This is a genomic window from Actinosynnema pretiosum, assembly GCF_002354875.1.
In the GTDB taxonomy this organism is placed as follows: Bacteria; Actinomycetota; Actinomycetes; order Mycobacteriales; family Pseudonocardiaceae; genus Actinosynnema; species Actinosynnema auranticum.
On sequence record NZ_CP023445.1, the window covers coordinates 6,122,222 to 6,142,924 of the forward strand.

Sequence of the window (20,703 nt, forward strand, 5' to 3'; positions counted from 1 at the left end):
CCAGGACCGTTCCTGACCTGGTTCCCCGCCACACTGGGACGCGTGTTGGAGACCTCCGCGCGTTTGCTCAGGCTGCTGTCGCTGCTCCAGGTCCGCCGCGAGTGGAGCGGGCCGGAGCTGGCCGGGCGGCTCGGCGTCGGGGTGCGCACGGTGCGCCGCGACGTCGACAAGCTCCGGTCGCTCGGCTACCCGGTGTCCTCGCTGCCCGGCGCGGCGGGCGGCTACCAGCTGGGCGCGGGGGCCGAGCTGCCGCCGCTGCTGCTGGACGACGAGGAGGCCGTCGCGGTCGCCATCGGCCTGCGCACGGCGGCGGGCGGCACGGTGCGCGGCATCGAGGAGAGCTCGGTGCGGGCGCTGGCGAAGCTGGAGCAGGTGCTGCCGTCCCGGCTGCGCAGGCGGGTCGCGGCGCTGCAGCGGCACACCGTGTCGCTGGCCGCGCCCGCCGTGCGGGTGGACGCCAACGCGCTCGCGGTGATCGCCGTGGCCTGCCGGGACGCGCAGCGGCTGCGGTTCGGGTACCGGGGCAAGGACGGGGCCGGGTCGCGGCGGCACGTGGAGCCGTTCGGGCTGGCCCACACCGGGTGGCGCTGGTACCTGGTGGCGTGGGACGTGGACCGGGCGGACTGGCGCACGTTCCGGGTCGACCGGTTCGAGGGCGAGCCCGCGCTGGGCGGGCGGTTCCCGCGCCGGGAGGCCCCGGCGGAGGACCTGGTGGCGTACGTGTCGGAGCAGCTGGCGGTCGCCCCGTACGAGCACCGGGCCGAGCTGGTGGTGCACGCGCCGCACGAGGAGGTCGCGGCGCGGGTGTCGCGGACCTCGGTGAGCATCACGCCGATCGACGAGCGCACCACGCGGGTCGTGATGGGGGCGGCGTCGGTGGTGGAGCTGGGGATGTGGGTGGGGGTGCTCGGGTTCGAGTTCACGCTGGTGGGCTCGCCCGAGCTCGCCCAGCACCTGCGGGTGCTGGGCGAGCGGTTCACCAGGGCGGTGGGGTGAGGCGGGTCAGCCCCACCACTCGGCCGGGGACTTGCCGAGCGCGGTGAACCGCGCCTCGTCGAGCGGCAGGGTCTTGCGGCCCGCGCCGACGCGCTCGCGGAAGCCGTTCCCGTCGTCCCGGAAGTCCGGGCTGCCGATCCGGCGGGGCGGGACGCAGCCCTCCTCGGTGATCGGGTCCTGGTCCACCATCTGCCTCGGGGTGAGGCGCTCCCCCGCCGCATCCCCGCGCTACGCGGATGCCGCCCGACCCGGAGGTCCCCCGAGTGCTCCTGGAGCCGCTTCTGCACCGCCTCGACCAGTTCGTCGCAGAGCGGCTGGGGGCTGGAAGGCTCGAACCGGATCACGTTGGTGTTCCCCTCGCACCGCGCGGTGGAGCTCACCTGCGCGCCGGTGCGGTGCAGTAGGACCCTGCGGCGGCCCCGGCGCAGGACCTCGTCCAACCCCGGTCGCGGGCCGGGGGTCCGGGCCGTCGACCTCGGCGCGCAGCTCGTCGTCTTCCAGCATCACGTGCGCTCCCCGGGGTGTGCGCGGTCGTAGGCGCGGCGGAGCACGATCACCGCGCGCTGGCGCGGTGGCAGCTCCTGCAGTGCGGGGATCAGGTTCTGGCGGTGCTCGGCGGACTCGGTGTCCGGGGCACCGGGCGTTCGGGCGGCTGCGCCACGGCCTGCTCGCGGGCCCGCCTGCGCCGTCGGGTGTCCAGGAAGGTCCTGGTCACGATGGTGCGCAGGTACGCGCAGGCGGTGCGGCGGGCCTGATCGGAGTGCCCGGTGCAGAACCGGGTGCCCTCCTCGTCGCGTTTCAACTCTCGGCCCTTCGTCTCGCGGTCGCTGCTTCTACGCGTTCACGAGGTCGAGGGTTGACAGCACAGCGGAATCTTCCGGCGGGAGAAGCGGAACGGGGCCTGCCGGACCGCTCCGGTCCGGCAGGCCCCTGGCGAACCGCGCTCAGCGCGGGGTGCTCGCCAGCCGGTAGGCGGCCGAGCCGATCAGCTCCAGGGACACCTGCAGGCGCTCCTGGCTCACGTTGGCCGCGATCGTGTCCTCCGGGGTGTGGTAGAGCGGCTCCAGCTCCGCCGGGCCGCCCTCGCCGCGCCAGCTGAAGTTGGCCGCCGCGATGCCGCGCTCGTGGAACGGCACGTGGTCGCTGCTGCCGCGCTGCACCGGGCCGTGCACGCGGGAGCTGTAGCCGAGCCTGGCCGCCGCCGCAGCGACCTGCGAGGTGGTGCTGTTGTTCCCGCCGTCCACGGACAGCAGCCAGTAGGCGGTGGCGGGGCCGTGGCTGGTGGCGACCATGTCGTTCTGGAACACCCCCCGGATGCGAGCCGCCTCGGCGTCGGCGAGCTGGCTGACGTAGTGCCGGGAGCCGATGAGCCCCTGCTCCTCCGAGCCCCACAGGGCGAAGCGGAGCGCCTTGTGGGTGGGCAGGTGCCGCAGGACGCGGGCCAGTTCGAGGGCGAGGGCGGTGCCGCTGCCGTCGTCGTTGGCGCCCGGCGAGCCGATGACGCTGTCGTAGTGGGCGGTGACCATGACGACGCCGGTGTCGCGGCCGGGGAGCAGGCCGGGGCGTTCGGCGATGACGTTGTACGAGGTCAGGTTGGCGTGCAGGGTCGTGGTCACGGTCAGCGGCACGGGGCCGCCGAGCGCGCGCAGCCACTCCACGTGCGCCTGGGCCAGGCCGAGGACCGGGACGGGCACGGCGCCGGGCAGGGTCGGGGAGAAGGCGCTGGTCTTGCCCGAGCCGGCCGGGTTGGTGCGGCCGAGCAGGACGGCCGCCGCGCCTCGGGCGACCACGTCGGCGGGGATCGGGGAGCCGGTGGGCACGTTGACCAGCAGGGCGATCCTGCCGGTGAGGTCGGCGGGCAGGGCGGTGCCCGCGCCGAGGTCCACGAGCGTGCCGGAGGCGGTGGCGTCGAGCGCGCCGAAGCGGGAGGCGCCCGCGTTCCAGGTCGGGGAACCGGCCGGGGTGAGGGTCGCGAGGTACTTGTCGGCGACCGGGAACGGTTGGAGCTCCACCCGGTAGCGCAGGTCGTCCAGCACCCCGGCGAGGTAGTCGCGGGCGGCGTGCTCGGAGGCGGTGCCGCCGATGCGCTGGCCGACGCGCTCGCTGAGCACCCGCAGGTGGGTCATCGCCTCACCGGCCCGCACCCGCGACACGACGGGCAGGTCGGCCAGTGCCAGGTCAGGGGCGGCCGAGGCACCCGGTCGCTGCTCGCGGCTCGCGGCCAGCGCCGCGGCCGGGTTCACCCCGATCGCGACCACACCGGCTGCCGCGGCCATCAGGACGTCACGTCTGCGCATGGGGCTCCCCCAACGGGTTCGAGTCGATCACCCGAACGTAGGGAGCCGGTGCCGCGCCGACAAGGGTTCCGCAGGCGGACCACCCGGTCCGCCTGCGGAACCGCTCAGCGGGTGGCCGCCTTGTGCAGCTCGCGCAGCGCGCGCACGGCCGCGACGGCGTGCTCGCGGTCGACCGCCTGCACGGCCATGATCGACACGTACTCGTCCTCGGGGAACTCCAGCCGCGCCCACGGCGCGCCGTCCGGGAACGACACCTTCAGCACGTCGTTCCAGGCGAACTTGTACGAGGTCACCGGGTTGCGCACCTCGACGCCCTCGGCGTCGGCGCGCACCCTCGGCCGGGCCAGCAGCAGCACGGCGCCCGCCAGCACGACGCCCAGCAGCGCCATCGCGATCTGGTCGGAGGTCCGGAAGATCACCCCGGTGGGGGTGTCGCCGAGCAGCCAGCCGACCACCGCGAACACCACCACCAGCAGCGCCGCGGACGCGTACGCGACCGTGCGGATCTTCTTCGGCCGGAACTGGACCGCCTGCCCCTCCTGCGCCACCCGCTCCGCCGCCTTCCCTGCCACCGCGCTCATCCCGACCCCTCGTTGACGGCACGCAGCACCAGCGCCGCCTCCAGCGCGGCCACCGCCGCCTCGTGCCCCTTGTCCTCGACCGAGCCGTCGAACCCGGCCCTGGCCACCGCCTGCTCCTCGGTGTCGCAGGTCAGCACGCCGTTGCCGACCGGGGTGGACTCGTCCAGCGCCACCCTGGTCAACCCGGCCGTGACCGCGTCGCACACGTACTCGAAGTGCGGGGTGCCGCCCCGCACGACCACGCCCAGCGCGACGACCGCGTCGTGGGTGCGGGCGAGCGCCTGCGCCACGACGGGCAGCTCCACCGCGCCCGCGACCCGCACGACGGTCCTCGCCGTCGCGCCCGCCCGCTCGGTGGCGGCCACCGCCCGCTCCACGAGCCGGTCGGTGATCCTGCCGTGCCACCGGGTCGCCACGACCGCGAGGCTGAGCCCCGCCGCGTCCGGGACCTCGGCGGCGGGACGGCCCTCGCCGCTCATTCCACGCCCTCCGTGCCGCTGGTGATCGGTTCCTCCGGGTCCAGCTGGAGCTCGTGCCCCATCCGGTCCCGCTTGGTGCGCAGGTAGCGCAGGTTCTCGGGGTTCGGCGACACCGGCAGCGGCACCCGGTCGACCACGCGCAGCCCGTAGCCCTCCAGGCCGACCCGCTTGGCCGGGTTGTTGGTGAGCAGCCGCATCGACCGGACGCCCAGGTCGACGAGGATCTGCGCGCCGGTGCCGTAGTCGCGGGCGTCGGCGGGCAGGCCCAGGTCGAGGTTGGCGTCGACGGTGTCCGCGCCCGCGTCCTGCAGCTGGTACGCCTGGAGCTTGTGCACCAGGCCGATGCCCCGGCCCTCGTGCCCGCGCATGTACAGCACGACGCCCCGGCCCTCGGCGGCCACGGCGGCGAGCGCCGCGTCCAGCTGGGGGCCGCAGTCGCAGCGCAGCGAGCCGAGGACGTCGCCGGTCAGGCACTCGGAGTGCACCCGGACCAGCACCTCCTCGCCGTCGCCGACCTCGCCGCACACCAGCGCGACGTGCTCGATGCCGTCGACCTTGCTGTCGTAGCCGTAGGCGCGGAACACGCCGTGCGCGGTGGGGATGCGGGCCTCGGCGACCCGCTGCACCTGCACCTCGACGCGCCTGCGGTAGGCGACCAGGTCGGCGATGGTGATCAGCGCCAGGTCGTGCTCGGCGGCGAACACCTCCAGCTCCTCGCGCTGCGCCATGTCGCCCTCGTCCTTCTGCGACACGATCTCGCAGAGCACGCCGACCGGGGCCAGGCCCGCCAGGCGCGACAGGTCGACGGCGGCCTCGGTGTGGCCGGTGCGGCGCAGGACGCCGCCGTCGCGGGCGCGCAGCGGGACCACGTGGCCGGGGCGGGTGAAGTGGGCGGGGGTGGCGGTGGCGTCGGCGAGCAGGCGGATGGTGCGGGCCCGGTCGGCGGCGGAGATGCCGGTGGTGCCGCCCTCCCTGGCGTCGACCGTGACGGCGTACGCGGTGCCGCGCTCGTCCTGGTTGGTGTGGTACATCGGCGGCAGGTCGAGGCGGACGCAGTCGGCCTCGGTGAGGGACACGCAGATGTAGCCGGAGGTGTGCCTGACCATGAAGGCGACCAGCTCGGGGGTGGCCTTCTCGGCGGCGAAGATCAGGTCGCCCTCGTTCTCGCGGTCCTCGTCGTCCACGACGATGACCGGGCGGCCCGCGGCGATGTCCGCGACGGCGCGCTCGATGTCGGCGAAGCGGTTCACCCGGCGGTCCCGGCGCTCTCGGCGGTCCCGGCGGGCAGGTGCGGGAGGGCGAGCTTCTCGACGTACTTGGCCAGCACGTCGACCTCCAGGTTCACCGGGTCGCCCGGCTGGCGGCGGCCGAGGGTGGTGGCCTCCAGGGTGGCCGGGATGAGGCTCACGCTGAACGAGTCGGCGGTGACGTCCACGACGGTCAGGGACACGCCGTCGACGGTGATGGAGCCCTTCTCCACGAGGTAGCGGGCGAGCCTGGCGGGCAGGGAGAAGCGCACCAGCTCCCAGTGCTCGGAGGGCTCCCTGGAGAGCACGACGCCGGTGCCGTCCACGTGGCCCTGCACGATGTGGCCGCCGAGGCGCTGGCCGACGGCGGCGGCGCGCTCCAGGTTGACCCGGTCGCCGCCCGCGACCTCCGCCAGGCTGGAGCGGACCAGGGTCTCGCGCATGACGTCGGCGGTGAACGCGCCGTCCACGACGTCGACGACGGTGAGGCAGACGCCGTTCACGGCGATGGAGTCGCCGTGCTTCGCGTCACCGGTCACCAGCGGACCAGAGATGGTCACGCGCGCCGCGTCCGGCAGGTCGGTCACCTCGACGACCTCGCCCAGCTCCTCCACGATCCCGGTGAACACAGTTCCTCCTCAGCGGCCTTCGACCCGCGCGGTGGCGGGCACGCCTGCCAGGGTAGGCGGAGCGGAGGCCGGTTCGGCCCGCGCACCGCCGGGCGGGATTCGGGGTGTCACCGGGCTCCGGCGGCCAGGCCGCGCAGCGATTCGAGGGCCTTCGCCGGGTCGGCGGCGTCGTAGACGGCCGAGCCCGCGACGAAGCAGTCGACGCCCGCCTCGGCGGCCTGCGCGATGGTGTCGGCGTTGATGCCGCCGTCGATCTCGATGACCAGCTTGAGGTGGCCGGTGTCGACCAGGTTCCGGGCGGTGCGGACCTTGTCGAGCACCTCGGGCATGAAGCTCTGGCCGCCGAAGCCGGGCTCGACGGACATCACCAGGAGGGTGTCGTAGTGCTTGAGCACGTCGACGACCGAGTCGAGGCTGGTGCCGGGCTTGATGGACAGGCCGGCCTTGGACCCGGCGGCGCGCAGGTCCTTGGCGAGCTTGACCGGGTCGGCGGCGGCCTCGGCGTGCACGGTGACGTTGTGGGCGCCCGCCTCGGCGTAGCCGATCGCCCAGCGGTCCGGGTCCTCGATCATGAGGTGGCAGTCGAGGGGGATGTCGGTGGCCTTGCGCAGCGACTTCACCACCGGGAGGCCGAGGGTCAGGTTCGGCACGAAGTGCGCGTCCATGACGTCGACGTGCAGCCAGTCGGCGCCGGAGACGGCGGCGGCCTCGTCCGCCAGGCGCGCGAAGTCGGCGGACAGGATGCTGGGGGCGATCATCGGCTGGTGGACCACGGTGGTCGAGTCTAGGGTTCGCGGGCCCGCGGGGTGCGCGGCGGATGGCCCGGTCGGGGGATCGCGGGGCGGTGACCTGGGGCTCCGGGGGTTCGGGGGCGGGGTTTGGTGGCGGGTCTCACCGGGCCGGGCGCGGGGCGGGGCGAGCTTCCGGGTGCGGGGGGCGGGGCGAGCTGCCGGCGCGGGCGGGTGCTCGGGGCGGACCGGCTGCCGCTTCGGTCCGCCGCTGCGGTCCGGCACTTCGGTCCGGCGCTGCGGGCTGGCACTTCGGTCCGGCGCTGCGGGCCGGCGCTGCGGTCGGCTTCCGGTGAGCGGTGGCGTGGACCGCCGCGCGGGGACCACCCTCCCGCGTCCTGCCCGCCGCTACGGTCGCCGGTCGCTCCCCCGCACCCGGCCATCCGCACGCCGGTCGCCCTACCCGCGCCCTGTCAGCCGCACGCAGATCGCCCTACCCGCGCCCCGTGAGCCGCACGCAGGCCGCCCGCCCCACGCCCCGTCAGCCGCACGCAGGCCGCTCTCCCCACGCCCGTCAGCCGGGCAGATCGCCCTACCTCCGCCCTGCCAGCCACACGCCAGCCGCCACCCCGCCACCCGCTCGCGCCCGTCCACCCGCTCGCGCCCCTCCGCCCGCTCGGGGCGCTCACACCGGCTGGGCGCCCGTGGTCCGCGTGCGCAGCCGGGCCGCCTCGCGCTCCGCGCCCATGCGCTCGTAGCCGCGCAGCGCCCGCTCGGCCTGCTCCGCCGCCCCGGCCGCGTCGCCGCGCCCGGCGCGCAGCTCGGCCAGGTCCTCGCTGGCCAGGGCCCTGGCCAGCGGGTGGCGGTGGGCGGTGGTCGCGGTCAGCAGGGCCACCGGGTCGCGGTCGCGCAGGGCGCGGGCGTGCGCGGCGGACGCCGCGGGCACGCCGGTGCCGGGGTTGGCCGCCGCCAGGTCCGCCGCCGCGTCGACCACGAGGTCGGCCAGCTGCGCGTCGCCCGCCGCCAGCGCCACCCGCACCAGCCACGGCGCGGCCGTGGACTCCTCCACCAGCACCCGGCGCAGCGCGCCCGGCCTGGCCGCGCACCCGCGCGCCAGCCCGGCCGCCCGCGCGGGCCCGTCCTGGGCCTCGGCGAGCCGGAGCAGCACCCAGTCGGGCTGGCCGAGCAGCTCGGCCAGCCTGCGCGCGAACGGGCCCTCCAGGCAGCGGCGGCCGTGCTCGACGGCGCCCGCCAGGTCCCCGCGCAGCAGCGCCGCCGTCGACAGCACCCCGCCGAGCAGGGGGATCAGCAGCTCGATGCCGCCGCGCCTGGCCAGCGCCAGGCTCGCCGCGCCGGTCACCTGGGCCTGGAGGAGCCTGCCCGACTGGAGCTGCACCCGCGCGCGGGCGAACAGGCGCAGCGCCCGCGCGCCCGGCGGGGTCTCCCAGGACTGCGCCGGGTCGTCCGGCCGGACCAGCCGCTCGGCCTGCGCGAACTCGCCGAGCGCGGACAGCTTGAGCGCGAACGCCCCGTTGCAGTAGTTCTGCCACCACGTGGTGGGCCCGCCCGGCTCCCAGCGGGTGGCCTCGCGCCCCCAGTACAGGCTCTCCGCGAGGTTGCCCGCCGCCCACTCCAGGCAGGAGCGGACCGACGCCGCCATCACCACGTCCGGGTCGCCGGTCTGCTGGCCCCGCGCGGACAGCACCGACAGCGCCATCGCGCCCGCCAGCGGCCCCTCGGTGAAGTAGTTGGCGAGCAGCCGCAGCGCCTCGGCGAGCGCGCGGGTGCCCGGCTCGGCCCCAGGGGTGGAGAACGCCTTGGCCGCCTGGAGGTCGGCGCCCACCGCATCGCCCTCGGCGAACCTGATCCCGGCCAGCTCGACGTGCAGCAGGGCGGCCACGTCCGGGGCCGCGCCGGTCAGGCCCGAGGTGGCCAGCCCGGTGGCCTCGGCGAGGCGGCCGTCCTCGGACAGGGCGCGGACGCGGTGCAGCAGCGCCCGGTCGGTGTCGCTGTGCGGCGCGGCGGGCGGTGGGCACGGCGCGGGCGCGGGCACGGCCTCGGCGACGGCGCGCCGCACCAGCTCCGAGCAGAACTCCAGGCGCTCGCCCCGCTCCAGCACGATGCCGGAGGCGATCAGCGCGCGCACCGCCTCCGGGGTGGCCCCGGTGCCCGCGACGGCGGCGGCGTCGTGCGGCCGGAAGCCCGCGCCGAGGGCCGAGGCGCCGCGCAGGAGCCTGGCCGCGTCAGGCGGCAGCGCGTCGACCCTGGAGCCGATCAGGCCGCGGACGCGGCGCGGCAGCGGGCCCTCCACCGGCCGGGCCGTGCCGTCGTGGACCTCGACCCGGTCCTCCTCGCGCAGGCCGGCGACCAGCTCGGCGAGCATCCTCGGGTTGCCGCCCGCGGTCGCGGCCAGCGCGGTGAAGTCGGGGTGCGGCGGGAGTTCGAGCAGCTCGCGCAGCGCCCGCTCCATGGTGTCCTGGTCGACCGGGCCGAGCGGGACGACGTCGGCGCCCGCCAGCTCGCGGCGGACCTCGTCGCCCGCGAGGGAGGAGGTCATGGCGAGCAGGCCGGTCACGTTCGGCTCGCGCAGCACGGGCAGCAGGTGCAGCAGGGCGGGCGGGTCGGCGTGCGCGTCGTTCAGGGCGAGCAGCGGGCGGGGCGCGCCGCGCAGGGCGGTCGGGTCGACCTCGCCGGGGGCCCTGGCGAGCAGCGGGGTGTAGCCGCGGTCGCGGGCCGCGCCGACGGCGGCCTCCAGGACGCGGGCCTTGCCGAACCAGGGCGGGCCGTCGAGCACCAGGATTCCGCCGGGCGCGGACAGGAACCGCAGGACTGACGCCCATTCACGATCTCGCCCGCACAATTTCGACACGATCAAGCCTGCATCGGTTTCCGATCGGCTGTCAATCAGCGGTGCGGGACACTATTTCCGCCACTGCGTCGTCATATTCGGCGGCGAGGTGGACTCCGGCGGCGCGCAGCGCGGCCAGGTGGAGCGGGAACGCCGGGTGGGCGCGCTGGTCGTCGCCTGCCTGCGGCAGCACGACCAGCGGCACTCCCCGGCCGAGGGCCTCGCCGAGCGCGGTGAGGGCCTGGTTGTCGGCGATCCCGAGCGCGAGCTTGGCGAGCGAGTTCGCGGTGGCCGGGGCGAACAGGAAGGCGTCCGGCACGGGGTGCGGGCGGGGTTCCGAGGGCAGGCGGGAGTTCCAGCGCACCGGCAGGTCGGTGAGCGCCTGGAGCGCGGGGAGGGCGTTCGCGTGCTCGAACCAGCGGGCGGCGGTGGGGGTGAGCGTGACGGCGAGCCGGAAGCCCCTGGCGGCGAGGGGCGCGGCGACCCGCTCGACCAGCGCCCGCTCGACCCCGCCCCCGGCCGAGGCGACCAGTCCCAGCACCACCGGTCCGACGCGCATCCGCTCCCCCTCGCTCGTGCCCCTGCGTTCGTGGCCCTGCCGCGCACGCGGCCGGGCGCGTCGGGCGTTCCCGCCCGACGCGCCCGGTTCAGCTGTTCGACCTGCTCAGCCCGGTCGCGCCGGGGTCAGGCCGGGCGGCGCAGGATCGCGCAGAACATCGCGTCGGTGCCGTGCTCGTGCGGCCACAGCTGCACCTGCGGGCCGTCGCCGAGGTTCGGCACGCCGGGGAAGAACTCCCTGGTGTCCAGGCGCTCGGCCCCGGTCTTGCGGGCCACCTCGGCGACCACGCCGACCGTCTCGGCCAGGTGCGGCGAGCACACCACGTACGCCACCACGCCGCCGGGCCGCACCAGCTCCAGCGCGGAGGTGAGCAGCTCGCGCTGGAGCTTGGCCAGGCCCGCCACGTCGGACGGCTGGCGGCGCCACCGGGCCTCCGGGCGGCGGCGCAGCGCGCCCAGGCCCGTGCAGGGGGCGTCGACCAGGACGCGGTCGTAGCCGCCGTCCAGGCCGGGGTCGCGGCCGTCCGCGACGCGCACGTCCACCGGAAGGCCGATGGTGGCCTTGCGGATCAGCTCGGCGCGGTGCGGGGTCTTCTCGACCGCGTCCAGGGTCGCGTCCGACAGCGCGGCCAGCGCGCCGAGCAGCGCGGCCTTGCCGCCGGGACCGGCGCACAGGTCCAGCCAGCGCTCGTCCGGGCCCTCCAGCGGGGCCCTGGTGAGCGCGAGCGCGCACAGCTGGCTGCCCTCGTCCTGCACGGCGGCCAGGCGCTCGCGCACCACGTCCAGGTCGGCCGGGTCGCCGCCGTCGGCCAGGTGCACGCCGTACGGCGAGTACGGGGCGAGGTCGCCGCCGGTGATGGCGGCCAGCTCGTCCGCGCTGATCTCGCCCGGTCGGGCGATCAGGTGCACGATCGGGCGGGTGTCGTCGGCGGCCAGCGCGGCGCGCAGCGGCTCGCCCCGGCTGCCCAGTGCCTCGGCGAAGGCCTGCGCGACCCAGCGCGGGTGCGCGGTCGACATGGCCAGGTAGCCGATCGGGTCGCTCTCCTCGTCGGGGGCGACCTCGTCGATCCAGCCCGCCTCGTCCTGGCCGGTCACCCGGCGCAGCACGGCGTTCGCGAAGCCCGCCGCGCCCGAGCCCCGGTCGGCGCGCACCAGGTCGACCGTGGAGGCCACGGCCGCGTGCGCGGGCACGCGGGTGCGCAGCAGCTGGTAGGCGCCCAGGCGCAGGGCGTCCAGGACGGCGTCGTCGATCTCGGCGAGCGGGCGGTCCGAGCAGGCCGCGAGGACCGCGTCGAGCAGGCCCTGCGCGCGGGCCGTGCCGTAGGCCAGCTCGGTGGCGAGGGCGGCGTCGCGGCCGGTGATGCGGCGCTCGCGCAGCAGGCCGGGCAGCACCAGGTTGGCGTAGGCGTCGCGCTTGGTGACGGCGCGCAGGGTGTCCAGCGCGGCCCGGCGGGCCGGGTCCTCCTGCGGCGGGCGCTCGGGGCCGGGGTTGCGCTTGGGCGGGTGCGGGCGGCGCGGCCGGGAGGGCCGGGACGACCGGGGGGACGAGGTGTTGCCGTTCATGAGATGCGCTCTCCAGGCTCGATGCGGACGCCGCGCGCCCAGTCCGTTGCGGCCATCCGCTTCTTGCCCTGCGCCTGCACCTCGCCCAGCCGCACGGGGTGCGTGGCGGTGCCGACGAGGACGCGCTTGCGCTCGACCTTGATCTGTCCGGGGGCCAGCGGCTCCGCGGGGTCCTCCACCGGGGTGACGGGCCCCAGCTTGAGCCGCTCACCCCGGAACTCGGCCCACGCGCCCGGCTCGGGGGTGACCGCGCGGGCCAGCCGGTCGAGCGCGGTGGCGGGGGTGGTGAAGTCCAGGCGGGCGTCGTCCACGCCGATCTTGGGCGCGTGGGAGACGCCCTCGGGGGACTGCTCGACGGCGCGCAGCGTGCCGTCCTCGATGCCGTCGACGGTGGACAGGAGCAGGCGCGCGCCGGACTCGGCGAGGCGGCCCAGCAGGTCGCCGGAGGTGTCGCGCTCGCCGACGCGCTCGGTGACGACGCCGAACACCGGGCCCGCGTCGAGCTCCTTCACGATGCGGAAGGTGGAGGCTCCGGTGATGTCGTCGCCGTGCCGCACCGCGGCCTGCACCGGGGCCGCGCCGCGCCAGGCGGGCAGCAGGGAGAAGTGCAGGTTCACCCAGCCGTGGGTGGGGATGGCGAGTGCCTTGGTGGGCAGCAGCGCGCCGTAGGCGACCACCGGGCACAGGTCGGGGGCCAGCTCGGTGAGCCGGGCGAGGAAGTCCGGGTCACCCGCCTTGGCGGGGGTGAGCACCTCGACGCCGTGCTCGTCGGCCAGCGCGGCGACGGGCGAGCGCTCGACCTTGCGGCCCCGGCCCGTGGGGGCGTCCGGCCGGGTCACGACGGCGACGACCTCGTGCCGGTCGGACTCCAGGAAGGCGCGCAGCGAGGGCAGGGCGGGTTCCGGGGTGCCCGCGAACACCAGGCGCACGTCAGTTGCCTCCGAACAGGGGGTGCGGGCTCTGCTTGATGATCGGGACGTTGCCGCCGAACCAGGACTCCTGGCGGATCTCCCGCATGGCCCGCTTGCGGGTCTCCTCGTCGAGGCGGTCGACGAAGACGACGCCGTCGAGGTGGTCGGTCTCGTGCTGGATGCACCGGGCGAGCAGGTCGGTGCCCTCGACCTCGATGGGATCGCCGTGCATGTTCCAGCCGCGCGCGACGACCTGGCGGTGCCGCACGCAGTCCCAGGACATGCCGGGGATGGACAGGCAGCCCTCCGGCCCGTCCTGCGTCTCGTCGCCGACGACGTCGAAGGTCGGGTTGACCATGTGCCCGGCGAACCCGTCGCAGTGGTAGGTGAACACCCGGAGCCCAACGCCGAGCTGGGGAGCCGCCAGCCCGGCGCCACCCGCGTCGCTCATGGTGTCCCAGAGGTCTTTGACGAGCTTGCGCAACTCGACATCGAACTCGGTCACCTCGACCGCGGGGGTCCGCAGGACAGGGTCGCCGAACAGGCGGATGGGTTGGACGGTCACGCACTACTCCTCGTGAAGGGGCGGAGGGCCAGTCTAGGAGCAGGGGGGCCGGGGCGGGGCACCGGCGGCACGGCGGTCGGTCCGGCGGCCTCGGTCGCAGGGGCGGTGGCGGGCGCGCCGAGCCAGGGGCTGAGCGGCTTCCAGGCCGCGCTCACGGCGGTGAGCAGGGCTGACGGGGCCAAGGAGCCGGCGCTCGACCCGGACCGCGATGAACAGGGCCCTGCCCCGGTGAGGACTCGACCGCCGACGACGCCCCTGATCGCGCTGATCACCGGAGCGCTCGCGCCCACCGCCTGCACGGTGAGCGGGACGCCGAGAGCGGCAAGGCGCTGGACAGCCAGGTGAGCGCCGCGAGCCACGCCAAGAACGACATGCCGGACCCCCGCCCTGCGAGCCCGAGAAGATGATCAAGCAGGCTGCGGGCGCCTGCACCCTCTTCACGGTCGCCCTGACCCCCGCCGCCCTCCCGACCGCCAAGGAGAAGTCCGAGGAGGCCGAGCAGAAGGCCGTCCCGGTCGTGCGGGAGCGCGACAACTCCCTGGAGGCGGCGGCCACGTCGATCCCGGCCTTCTCGTCGATCCCCTCGGTGACCGAGGACCGGGGCGTCTCCAGCACCCCGGACATCGCGGCCCGCCGGCGCACGACGGCCAACGGGACGCCCGTGTCCGCCGGGCGCGCCCCCAGCGGCAACGGGGGTGGCACCACGCAGGCGTCCTGGGCGGCTGCGCCCGGTGGGGGCAGGTTTCCCGGCGCCGACCTTGCCGCAGGGTGCGGGTGGTGGGGCCTTCTCCGCGGGTGGGGCGGGCAACGGGTCGCCCATCGGCGGGTTCCCCGGCCTCGGGGGCGGCGGCGCGGGCAGTAGCGGCACCGGGCCGAGTGGATGTCCGCGGCCCCCGGCGACAACCGGGCGCTGGTGCGGCGCCTGAGCCGGGTCGGGTGGGCGGCGGGCTAGTCGTCCCCCGCCTCGCCCAGCAGCACCACGCTCGCCAGCGCGGCCAGGAAGTGCGCCAGGAACCGCACCGGCGCGGGCAGGTCGGCGGCCCTGGGGACGCGGGTCGGTCGGTGGGTGGTCGCGGTGCTCATGGCGCCTCCTCCTGGAGCGGGGCCTGCGGCTGACGACCACCACGCTCCCCCGCGCCGGGATCAGCGCGCGTCCCCTCCCGGTTGCGAACCGGGTGCTACCGCGGTCGTACCCCGTCCCCTAGGGGGTGCGACCCGCGCCACTGCAACGCCATGATCGGCTTCGGCTACCTGTTCCCATGATGGCTGCTGGAAGCAGACAGGGGGCGCCGCCGTTGGAATCGGACGCCGAGCTGTGGGAGCGGGGTGACCGGGCCGCGTTCTCCGCGCTGTTCGAGCGGCACGCCGAAGCCGTGTGGAACCACGCCTACCGGCTCACCGCCTCCTGGGCGCTCGCCGAGGACCTCACCTCCTCGGTCTTCCTCACCGCCTGGCGCAAGCGCGCCGAGGTGACGCTCGTGCGCGACAGCGCCCTGCCGTGGCTGTACAGCGTCGCGGGCAACCTGGCGCGCACCGAGTTCCGCCGCGTCGGCCGCTTCCGCCGCGCGCTGCTGCGCGTCCCCTCACCCGGCGTCGTCCCGGACCACGCCGAGCACGTCGCGTCCGCCGTGGACGGCGAGCGCTCGCTCAAGCGGGTGCTCGCGCTGCTGGAGACCATGCCGAAGGCCGAGCGGGAAGCCGTCGAGCTGTGCCTGCTCGGGGAGCTGGGCACGGCCGAGGCCGCCGAGCTGCTCGGGGTCGCCGAGGTGAGCGTGCGCTCCCGGATCAGCCGCGCCCGCGCCCGCCTGCGCGCCGGGGCGGAGGAGGTCCGATGACCGCCGAACTGCCCCCGCGCCGCCCGATGCCGCCCGAGGTGCGCGAGCGGTTGCGCCGCCGCGTCCTGGGCAGAGAGGTCCGGGGCAGAGGGGTCCCGTACAGGGGGGTCCCGAGCAGGGGGGGACTGGGCCGGAACGCGCGCGTGGTCCCGCTGACCGCCGCCGCCACCGCCGCCGCGCTCGCCCTGGGCGGCGTCGTGCTCACCGAGGTCGCGCGGGACGAGGGCCCGGCCGTGCGGCCCACCGTCACCGACGCGCCCCCGCCCACCACGTCGGCGCCGCCCACGTCGGGCGCGCCCTACCTCACGGGCGACGTCCCGACCACCGAGGACCTGCTCCGCTGCGGGCTCACCTCGGCGCGGCAGGTCGTGGTCCTGCCGTCCTCCCGGCTGGTCGTGGGCGACGAGCTGTGCGAGCTGTCCGGGCCCGGCGTCTACCGCTCCCCGGACCGGCGGGCCGCGGTGCTGCTCAACGGCGCGCGGATCGCGCTCCTGCGCCCCGGCCTGTTCGTCGGCGTGAAGTCCGACAACGGGGCCTCGTTCCTCTCGGCCAGGGGGGCGCGCGCGGTGGGCGCGGACGAGTCGACCCCGCTGGCGTCCGTCTCCGGGGACGGGGTGTTCTTCGTGCGGACGCTGGACTTCCCGGTCCTGCGGCTGACCTTCGACGACGGCAACACGACGCCCGTGTCGACGAGCGGCGACGAGGTGGGCGCGCTGCGCCGCACCGGCCCGGTCCCCGAGCCCCCCGCCGTGGACGAGGCGGCCGGGCGCTGCGCCGACCAGGCCTGGCTGACCGGCCAGCTCACCGACCCGGCGCGCTGGCGGCCGGTCGTGGCCACCGCGCCCGGCGCCGGGGAGCACGTGCTGGTGCTGGGGGACGGCTCCGGCTCGTTCCTGGCCTGCCCCGCCCGCGACTGGCAGCCGCGGCCTCACGCCGTGGCGAAGCCGTTGGGCGGAGAGGACTTCGAGGTGCTCAGCTCGGACGCCAGCGCGAGCTCGTCGACCCGCTACCTGGCGGGCGTCGTGGGAGAGCGGGTGACCGCCGTGGAGCTGACCGACGCCCAGGGCCGCCCGGCGGCGGAGGTCGTGCTGGAGAACGGCTGGTTCGCCGCGAGGTTCACCGACCAGCCCGACGCGGCGGCGTGGTCCGACTACCGGGTGCGCGTGCTCGCCGGGGAGGAGGTGCTGCGCGATGGGCCCGCGACGACGAACTGACCGGAACCGCCTGGCGGAGCTGTTCGACCGGCACGCCGAGGACGTCTGGAACCACGCCTACCGCCTCACCGGCTCGTGGGAGCTGGCCGAGGACCTGACCGCGCAGGCGTTCCAGGCCGCGGGCCGCAGGACCGCCGAGGCCGCCCTCCGGGGCGACCGCGCGCTCCCCTGGCTGCTCGCCCTGACCACCCGCCTCCCCCGCCCGGCGGCGGAGGACGGCGCCCCCGCGGCGCCTGCCGCGCTCGCCGACCTGCCGCGAGCCGACCGCGAGGCCGCCGAGCTCTGCCTGCTCGGCGAACTGCACCCGGCCAGGGCCGCCGAGGCCCTCGGCACGACCGAGAACGACGTCCGGTCCGCTGTGGACCGCGCCCGCGCGCGGCTGGGGCAGGCGGAGGAGGAGAGATGAGCGACCACCAGCTGCCCCCGCGCAGGCCCATGCCGCCCGAGGTGCTCGAACGACTGCGCCGCCGGGTCCTGCCGAGGACCCGCCACCGCGTCCCGGCAGCCGCCGCGGCCGTCGCCGCGCTCGTCCTGGGCAGCGCCGCGCTCGTCCAGGTCACCCGCGACGAGGGCGCGGCCGAACCACCCCCTCGGGTGGACACCACCTCGTCCACGGCGACCACCCCGACGACGCCCGCGGGCTCACCGCGCTCGTCGGTCTCCACCCCGACCGCCCACGAGCTGGACGCCTGCGGCCTCACCTCGGCCGAGTACGTGGTCGCCCTGCCGCCGTCGCGGCTGGTCGTGGCGGCGGACTCGTTCTGCGAGCTGGCCCCGACCGGCGTGCACCGCTCGACCCCGACCGACCGGCCGGTGCGGGTGGAGAGCGGCCTGCGGCTGCGCTGGGTGTCCGAGACGGGCGTGCTGGTCGGCGAGCTGCCCGACGGCGCCCGCGAGGTCACCTCGGCCACCAACCTGGCCCTGCTCGCGGTGGGCGAGCCGAACGAGCTGGGAGCCGTGTCGCACAACGGGTCGTTCTTCGTCCAGCTGGAGCACTGGACGCAGGTCGCGCTGTCCTTCGACGGCGGCCCCGCGACGGTCACCCTGGTCCCGCCGGAGCTGTTCGCGCGCCCGACGCGCACCGAGGTGTTCACGTCGCAGAGGCGCGCCGAGGCCGACCAGGTCGTGGCGCGCTGCGTCTACCGGGCGTGGCTGGACGGCGCGGCCGACAGCCCCGATCCGGCGCGGTGGCAACCGCTCGTGGCCACCACCGCGCAGGACGGCGACCACGTGGTGGTCCTGCGCGGCGGGTCGGGCGCGGTCCTGGAGTGCCCGACCTGGGGCTGGGAGACCGGGTCGCGCCTGCGCCCCGAGGGCGGGCAGGCGGGCCGGACCGCGTTCGCGCGGTCGGGCGGGCACTCCGCGCCGGGGTCGACCACCTGGTTCCTGACCGGTGTGGTGGACGAGCGGGCGACGGCCGTGGAGCTGACCGACGCGCGGGGCCGCCCGGCGGCGGAGGTCGTGCTGGCGCGGGGCTGGTTCGCGGCGAGGTTCACCGACCAGCTCGCCGGGGAGCGGCCGGACTTCACCGGTCACCGGGTGCGGGTGCTCGCGGGCGGGGAGGTGCTCCACGAGGGGCCTGCGGCGACGGGCTGACCGGGTGGTGGCGGGGCTGCTCGACCGGCGCGCCGAGGGCGGGTGACCCGCGCCTCCCGCGAGGCCGCCGAGCCGTGCCTGCCCGGTGGGCTCCCCCCGGTGCGGGCGGAGAACGCGGTGGGAACCACCGGGAACGGCGTCAGGTCCGACATCGGCCGCGCGCGGCTGGGACGAGCGGAGGAGGAGTGGTGACCGACCGGCTGCCCGCGCGCGAGGCCGTGCCGCCCGAGGTGCGCGACCGGCTCCGCCACCGGGTGCTGGACGGGGCGCGTGGTGGCGGGACGCGGCGCATCGCGCCGCTGGTCGCCGCCGCCGTGGTCGCGCCGGTCGCGGGCGGGGTGGTGATCGGCCGGTTCGCGCTGGACGACGGCCCGGCCACGCCGACGCCCGCCACGGGCCCGGTGCGCGACGACGGGCGCCCTCAGCCCGCGGAGGTGCGGTTCGAGGAGCCGTCCGACCGCGACTTGACCGAGCGCGGGATCGCGGACGCCGAGCTCACCGCGACCACCCCGGCGGCCGGGGTCGTGGTGGAGCCGGTGACCCGCGACGGGCTGTTCCCCGTCCCGCTGCCCGGCCGCGCGAACGAGGTCGGCCGCGCGAACGAGGTCGGCGGCGGGAGCGACGTCGGCTGCCCGGACCCGGCGGTGCAGCCCGGCGGGCAGGTGTTCACGGCCGAGGCGCCGGGCGCGGGCGGTCGGGAGCTGCACCGCGGCCGGGCCGACCGGGAGCGGTGACGCCTGCGGGGCGCCGCGCCAGGGGGCCGCCCGCGCCTGGGGGTCGGGCGGCCCCCGCCCGCCGTCCGCGCTCCGAGGGGTGCGCGGACGGCGGTGGTGGTCCTAGCGCGGGTGCACCACGCGGGCCGCGCCGCCGCCGCGCCGGTCGGTCTCGGCGGCGGCCCGCCAGCGGCCGTCGGGCAGCCGCTCGACGGCCGTCACCGCGCCGATCTCGGCGGTGGACGTGAACCGGTGGCCGAGCGCGGTCAGCGCCTGCGCCTCGGGCGTGGCCAGGAACGCCGCCTCGGCCTGGGTGGTCGCGGAGTTGCGCTGGGAGGCGCGCGGCGAGGCGATCGCCTCCACGAGCGGCACCCGGCGGTCCAGCCGCTGCACCAGCACGTGCAGCACGGTGGTGATGATCGACGCCCCGCCCGGCGAGCCCAGCGCCAGCACCGGCTTGCCGTGGTCGAGCACGATGGTCGGGCTCATCGAGGAGCGGGGCCGCTTGCCGGGGCCGGGCAGGTTCGGGTCGGGCACTCCGGGCGCGGCGGGGGTGAAGGAGAAGTCGGTCAGCTCGTTGTTGAGCAGGAACCCGCGCCCCGGCACGACGATGCCCGAGCCTCCCTCCTGCTCGATGGTCAGGGTGTAGGAGACGACGTTGCCCCACCGGTCGGCGGTGGTCAGGTGCGTGGTGTGCTCGCCCTCGTACGGCGTCGGCGCGGCGGTCCCGCCCGAGGCGCACGCCACCGGGTTGCGGGGGTCGCCGGGCGCGACGGCCCCGGTCATCGCCTTCGCGTCGTCGACCAGGCAGGCCCGGCCTGCCGCGAACCGCTTGGACAGCAGCCCGGACACCGGCACGTCCACGAACGCCGGGTCGCCGACCCACCGGTTCCGGTCGGCGAACGCCAGCCGGGACGCCTCCAGCACCCGGTGCCCCACCAGGGCCGGGCTCGCGCCGGAGAGCCTGCCGGTCTCCAGGATGTTCAGCGCCTCCCCCACGGTCGTCCCGCCGGACGACGGCGGGGCCATGCCGTGCACCTCGAGTCCCCGGTAGGTGCTGCTGACCGCGTCGCGGCGCGGCGCGTCGTAGGTCGCCAGGTCGCGCGCGGTCAGGTCGCCGGGCCGCACGTTCCTGGTCGAGCCGGGCGCCACCGGGGGCGTGCGCACCGCGCTGACCACGTCCCGGCCGATCGCGCCCCGGTAGAACACGTCCGTGCCGCGCCTGCGCAGCTCCCGGTAGGTGTCGGCCAGCTGCGGGTTGCGGAACGTGCTGCCCACGGCGGGCGGCGCGCCTCCGGGCAGGAACAGGTCGCGGGTGGAGGTGAAGTCGGCGAACCGGGCCGCGTTGTTCGCCGCCTGCTGGTTGAAGGTGGCGTCGACGGTGAACCCGCGCCTGGCCAGCGACTCGGCCGGTTCGAGGAGCTGGGACAGCGAGCGGCTGCCCCAGCGCTGCAGGGCCCGCTCCCAGGTGAGCGGCGTGCCGGGCGTGCCGACGGACCGGCCGCTGGTGACGGCCTCGGCGAACGGCACCGGGGCCCCGTCCTCCACGAACAGGTCCGGCCCGGCCGAGGCGGGCGCGGTCTCCCGGCCGTCGATGCTCGACACCTTCCGGGTGCGGGCGTCGTAGACCACGAAGAACCCGCCGCCGCCGATGCCCGCCGAGAACGGGTCGGTGACGCCGAGCGCGGCGGCCGTGGCGACGGCGGCGTCCACCGCGTTGCCGCCCCTGGCGAGCACGTCGATCCCGATCTGGGAGGCGTCCGGGTCGACGCTGGACACCGCTCCCCCGTGGCCGACCGCCTCGGGTTGCCTGGGGGCGGGTCTCGGCCGGGCGCCCTCGGCCTGGAGCGGGTCGGCGTGCGCGGGTGCGACCGGCGCGACGAGCGCGGCGGCGGTGAGCAGGACCACAGCTGACCGGATCATCTGCTCCTTGTACCGCACGC

The 20,703-nt window shown here is 76.5% G+C and carries 23 protein-coding genes; 8 read left to right on the top strand and 15 right to left on the bottom strand.

Annotated elements, in window-relative coordinates:
- Window positions 1-42 precede the first annotated feature (42 nt).
- Window positions 43-996 carry a helix-turn-helix transcriptional regulator gene (locus CNX65_RS25935; RefSeq protein ID WP_177154685.1) on the top strand — a complete coding sequence of 318 codons (954 nt, stop codon included), beginning with the start codon at window positions 43-45 and terminating at the stop codon, window positions 994-996.
- A gap of 6 nt (window positions 997-1,002) precedes the next feature.
- On the opposite strand, the gene CNX65_RS25940 is transcribed toward CNX65_RS25935, so the two are convergent.
- The 13 genes from CNX65_RS25940 to def all read right to left on the bottom strand — a co-directional run bounded on the left by CNX65_RS25940 (window position 1,003) and on the right by def (window position 13,402).
- Window positions 1,003-1,185: a hypothetical protein gene (locus tag CNX65_RS25940; RefSeq protein WP_096496095.1), complete on the bottom strand. Its 183-nt coding sequence runs from the start codon at window positions 1,183-1,185 to the stop codon at window positions 1,003-1,005.
- Between the two features lie 406 nt (window positions 1,186-1,591).
- Window positions 1,592-1,798: a hypothetical protein gene (locus CNX65_RS25945; RefSeq protein WP_232520013.1), complete on the bottom strand. Its 207-nt coding sequence runs from the start codon at window positions 1,796-1,798 to the stop codon at window positions 1,592-1,594.
- 142 nt (window positions 1,799-1,940) lie between these two features.
- Window positions 1,941-3,293, bottom strand: a complete 1,353-nt coding sequence (locus tag CNX65_RS25950) for a M28 family peptidase (protein WP_096496096.1) — start codon at window positions 3,291-3,293, stop codon at window positions 1,941-1,943.
- A 104-nt stretch (window positions 3,294-3,397) separates the two neighbouring features.
- Entirely contained in the window at window positions 3,398-3,874 is a 477-nt protein-coding gene (locus tag CNX65_RS25955) for a PH domain-containing protein (RefSeq protein WP_096496097.1), read from the bottom strand.
- On the bottom strand, window positions 3,871-4,353 hold the full coding sequence (gene ribH, locus CNX65_RS25960) for a 6,7-dimethyl-8-ribityllumazine synthase (RefSeq protein WP_096496098.1): 483 nt from the start codon (window positions 4,351-4,353) through the stop codon (window positions 3,871-3,873). The genes CNX65_RS25955 and ribH overlap by 4 nt, the downstream gene beginning before the upstream one ends.
- A complete protein-coding gene (locus tag CNX65_RS25965; RefSeq protein ID WP_096496099.1) occupies window positions 4,350-5,603 on the bottom strand; it encodes a bifunctional 3,4-dihydroxy-2-butanone-4-phosphate synthase/GTP cyclohydrolase II in 1,254 nt (417 codons plus the stop codon). The genes ribH and CNX65_RS25965 overlap by 4 nt, the downstream gene beginning before the upstream one ends.
- Window positions 5,600-6,229: a riboflavin synthase gene (locus CNX65_RS25970; RefSeq protein WP_096496100.1), complete on the bottom strand. Its 630-nt coding sequence runs from the start codon at window positions 6,227-6,229 to the stop codon at window positions 5,600-5,602. Before CNX65_RS25970 ends, CNX65_RS25965 begins: the two co-directional genes overlap by 4 nt.
- A gap of 107 nt (window positions 6,230-6,336) precedes the next feature.
- A complete protein-coding gene (gene rpe / locus CNX65_RS25975) occupies window positions 6,337-6,987 on the bottom strand; it encodes a ribulose-phosphate 3-epimerase (protein WP_177154696.1) in 651 nt (216 codons plus the stop codon).
- Window positions 6,988-7,642: 655 nt separating this feature from the next.
- A complete protein-coding gene (locus CNX65_RS38005) occupies window positions 7,643-9,751 on the bottom strand; it encodes a hypothetical protein (RefSeq protein ID WP_096496102.1) in 2,109 nt (702 codons plus the stop codon).
- Between the two features lie 106 nt (window positions 9,752-9,857).
- Window positions 9,858-10,364, bottom strand: a complete 507-nt coding sequence (locus tag CNX65_RS25985; RefSeq protein ID WP_096496103.1) for a flavoprotein — start codon at window positions 10,362-10,364, stop codon at window positions 9,858-9,860.
- Window positions 10,365-10,489: 125 nt separating this feature from the next.
- Window positions 10,490-11,926 carry an RsmB/NOP family class I SAM-dependent RNA methyltransferase gene (locus CNX65_RS25990; RefSeq protein ID WP_096496104.1) on the bottom strand — a complete coding sequence of 479 codons (1,437 nt, stop codon included), beginning with the start codon at window positions 11,924-11,926 and terminating at the stop codon, window positions 10,490-10,492.
- On the bottom strand, window positions 11,923-12,855 hold the full coding sequence (fmt, locus tag CNX65_RS25995; protein ID WP_096496105.1) for a methionyl-tRNA formyltransferase: 933 nt from the start codon (window positions 12,853-12,855) through the stop codon (window positions 11,923-11,925). The genes CNX65_RS25990 and fmt overlap by 4 nt, the downstream gene beginning before the upstream one ends.
- 1 nt (window position 12,856) lies before the next feature.
- Window positions 12,857-13,402, bottom strand: a complete 546-nt coding sequence (def, locus tag CNX65_RS26000; protein WP_096496106.1) for a peptide deformylase — start codon at window positions 13,400-13,402, stop codon at window positions 12,857-12,859.
- 403 nt (window positions 13,403-13,805) lie between these two features.
- Here def and CNX65_RS26010 point away from each other — a divergent pair, with 403 nt between their 5' ends.
- Window positions 13,806-14,264: a hypothetical protein gene (locus tag CNX65_RS26010; protein WP_096496108.1), complete on the top strand. Its 459-nt coding sequence runs from the start codon at window positions 13,806-13,808 to the stop codon at window positions 14,262-14,264.
- An 86-nt stretch (window positions 14,265-14,350) separates the two neighbouring features.
- Here CNX65_RS26010 and CNX65_RS38010 read toward each other — a convergent pair whose 3' ends face one another.
- Window positions 14,351-14,485 carry a hypothetical protein gene (locus CNX65_RS38010; protein ID WP_015803934.1) on the bottom strand — a complete coding sequence of 45 codons (135 nt, stop codon included), beginning with the start codon at window positions 14,483-14,485 and terminating at the stop codon, window positions 14,351-14,353.
- 176 nt (window positions 14,486-14,661) lie between these two features.
- On the opposite strand from CNX65_RS38010, the gene CNX65_RS26015 reads away from it, so the two are divergent.
- Genes CNX65_RS26015 through CNX65_RS26035 form a run of 6 tightly spaced genes read left to right on the top strand, consistent with a single transcriptional unit; the run spans window position 14,662 to window position 18,781 of the window.
- Entirely contained in the window at window positions 14,662-15,237 is a 576-nt protein-coding gene (locus CNX65_RS26015; protein ID WP_096496109.1) for an RNA polymerase sigma factor, read from the top strand.
- Entirely contained in the window at window positions 15,234-16,451 is a 1,218-nt protein-coding gene (locus CNX65_RS26020; RefSeq protein WP_096496110.1) for a hypothetical protein, read from the top strand. The genes CNX65_RS26015 and CNX65_RS26020 overlap by 4 nt, the downstream gene beginning before the upstream one ends.
- Window positions 16,429-16,857 (top strand): RNA polymerase sigma factor, encoded by a 429-nt coding sequence (locus CNX65_RS26025; protein WP_096496111.1) that lies wholly within the window; start codon window positions 16,429-16,431, stop codon window positions 16,855-16,857. The genes CNX65_RS26020 and CNX65_RS26025 overlap by 23 nt, the downstream gene beginning before the upstream one ends.
- The gene (locus CNX65_RS26030; RefSeq protein WP_096496112.1) at window positions 16,854-18,047 is read left to right on the top strand and encodes a hypothetical protein; all 1,194 of its coding nucleotides are present in this window, start codon (window positions 16,854-16,856) and stop codon (window positions 18,045-18,047) included. The genes CNX65_RS26025 and CNX65_RS26030 overlap by 4 nt, the downstream gene beginning before the upstream one ends.
- A 42-nt stretch (window positions 18,048-18,089) precedes the next feature.
- Entirely contained in the window at window positions 18,090-18,239 is a 150-nt protein-coding gene (locus CNX65_RS35760) for a hypothetical protein (protein WP_157767863.1), read from the top strand.
- Entirely contained in the window at window positions 18,236-18,781 is a 546-nt protein-coding gene (locus tag CNX65_RS26035) for a hypothetical protein (protein ID WP_096496113.1), read from the top strand. The genes CNX65_RS35760 and CNX65_RS26035 overlap by 4 nt, the downstream gene beginning before the upstream one ends.
- Window positions 18,782-18,883: 102 nt before the next feature.
- Here CNX65_RS26035 and ggt read toward each other — a convergent pair whose 3' ends face one another.
- Window positions 18,884-20,683, bottom strand: coding sequence for a gamma-glutamyltransferase (gene ggt / locus CNX65_RS26040; protein ID WP_198320557.1), 1,800 nt, complete (start codon window positions 20,681-20,683; stop codon window positions 18,884-18,886).
- Window positions 20,684-20,703: the final 20 nt, after the last annotated feature.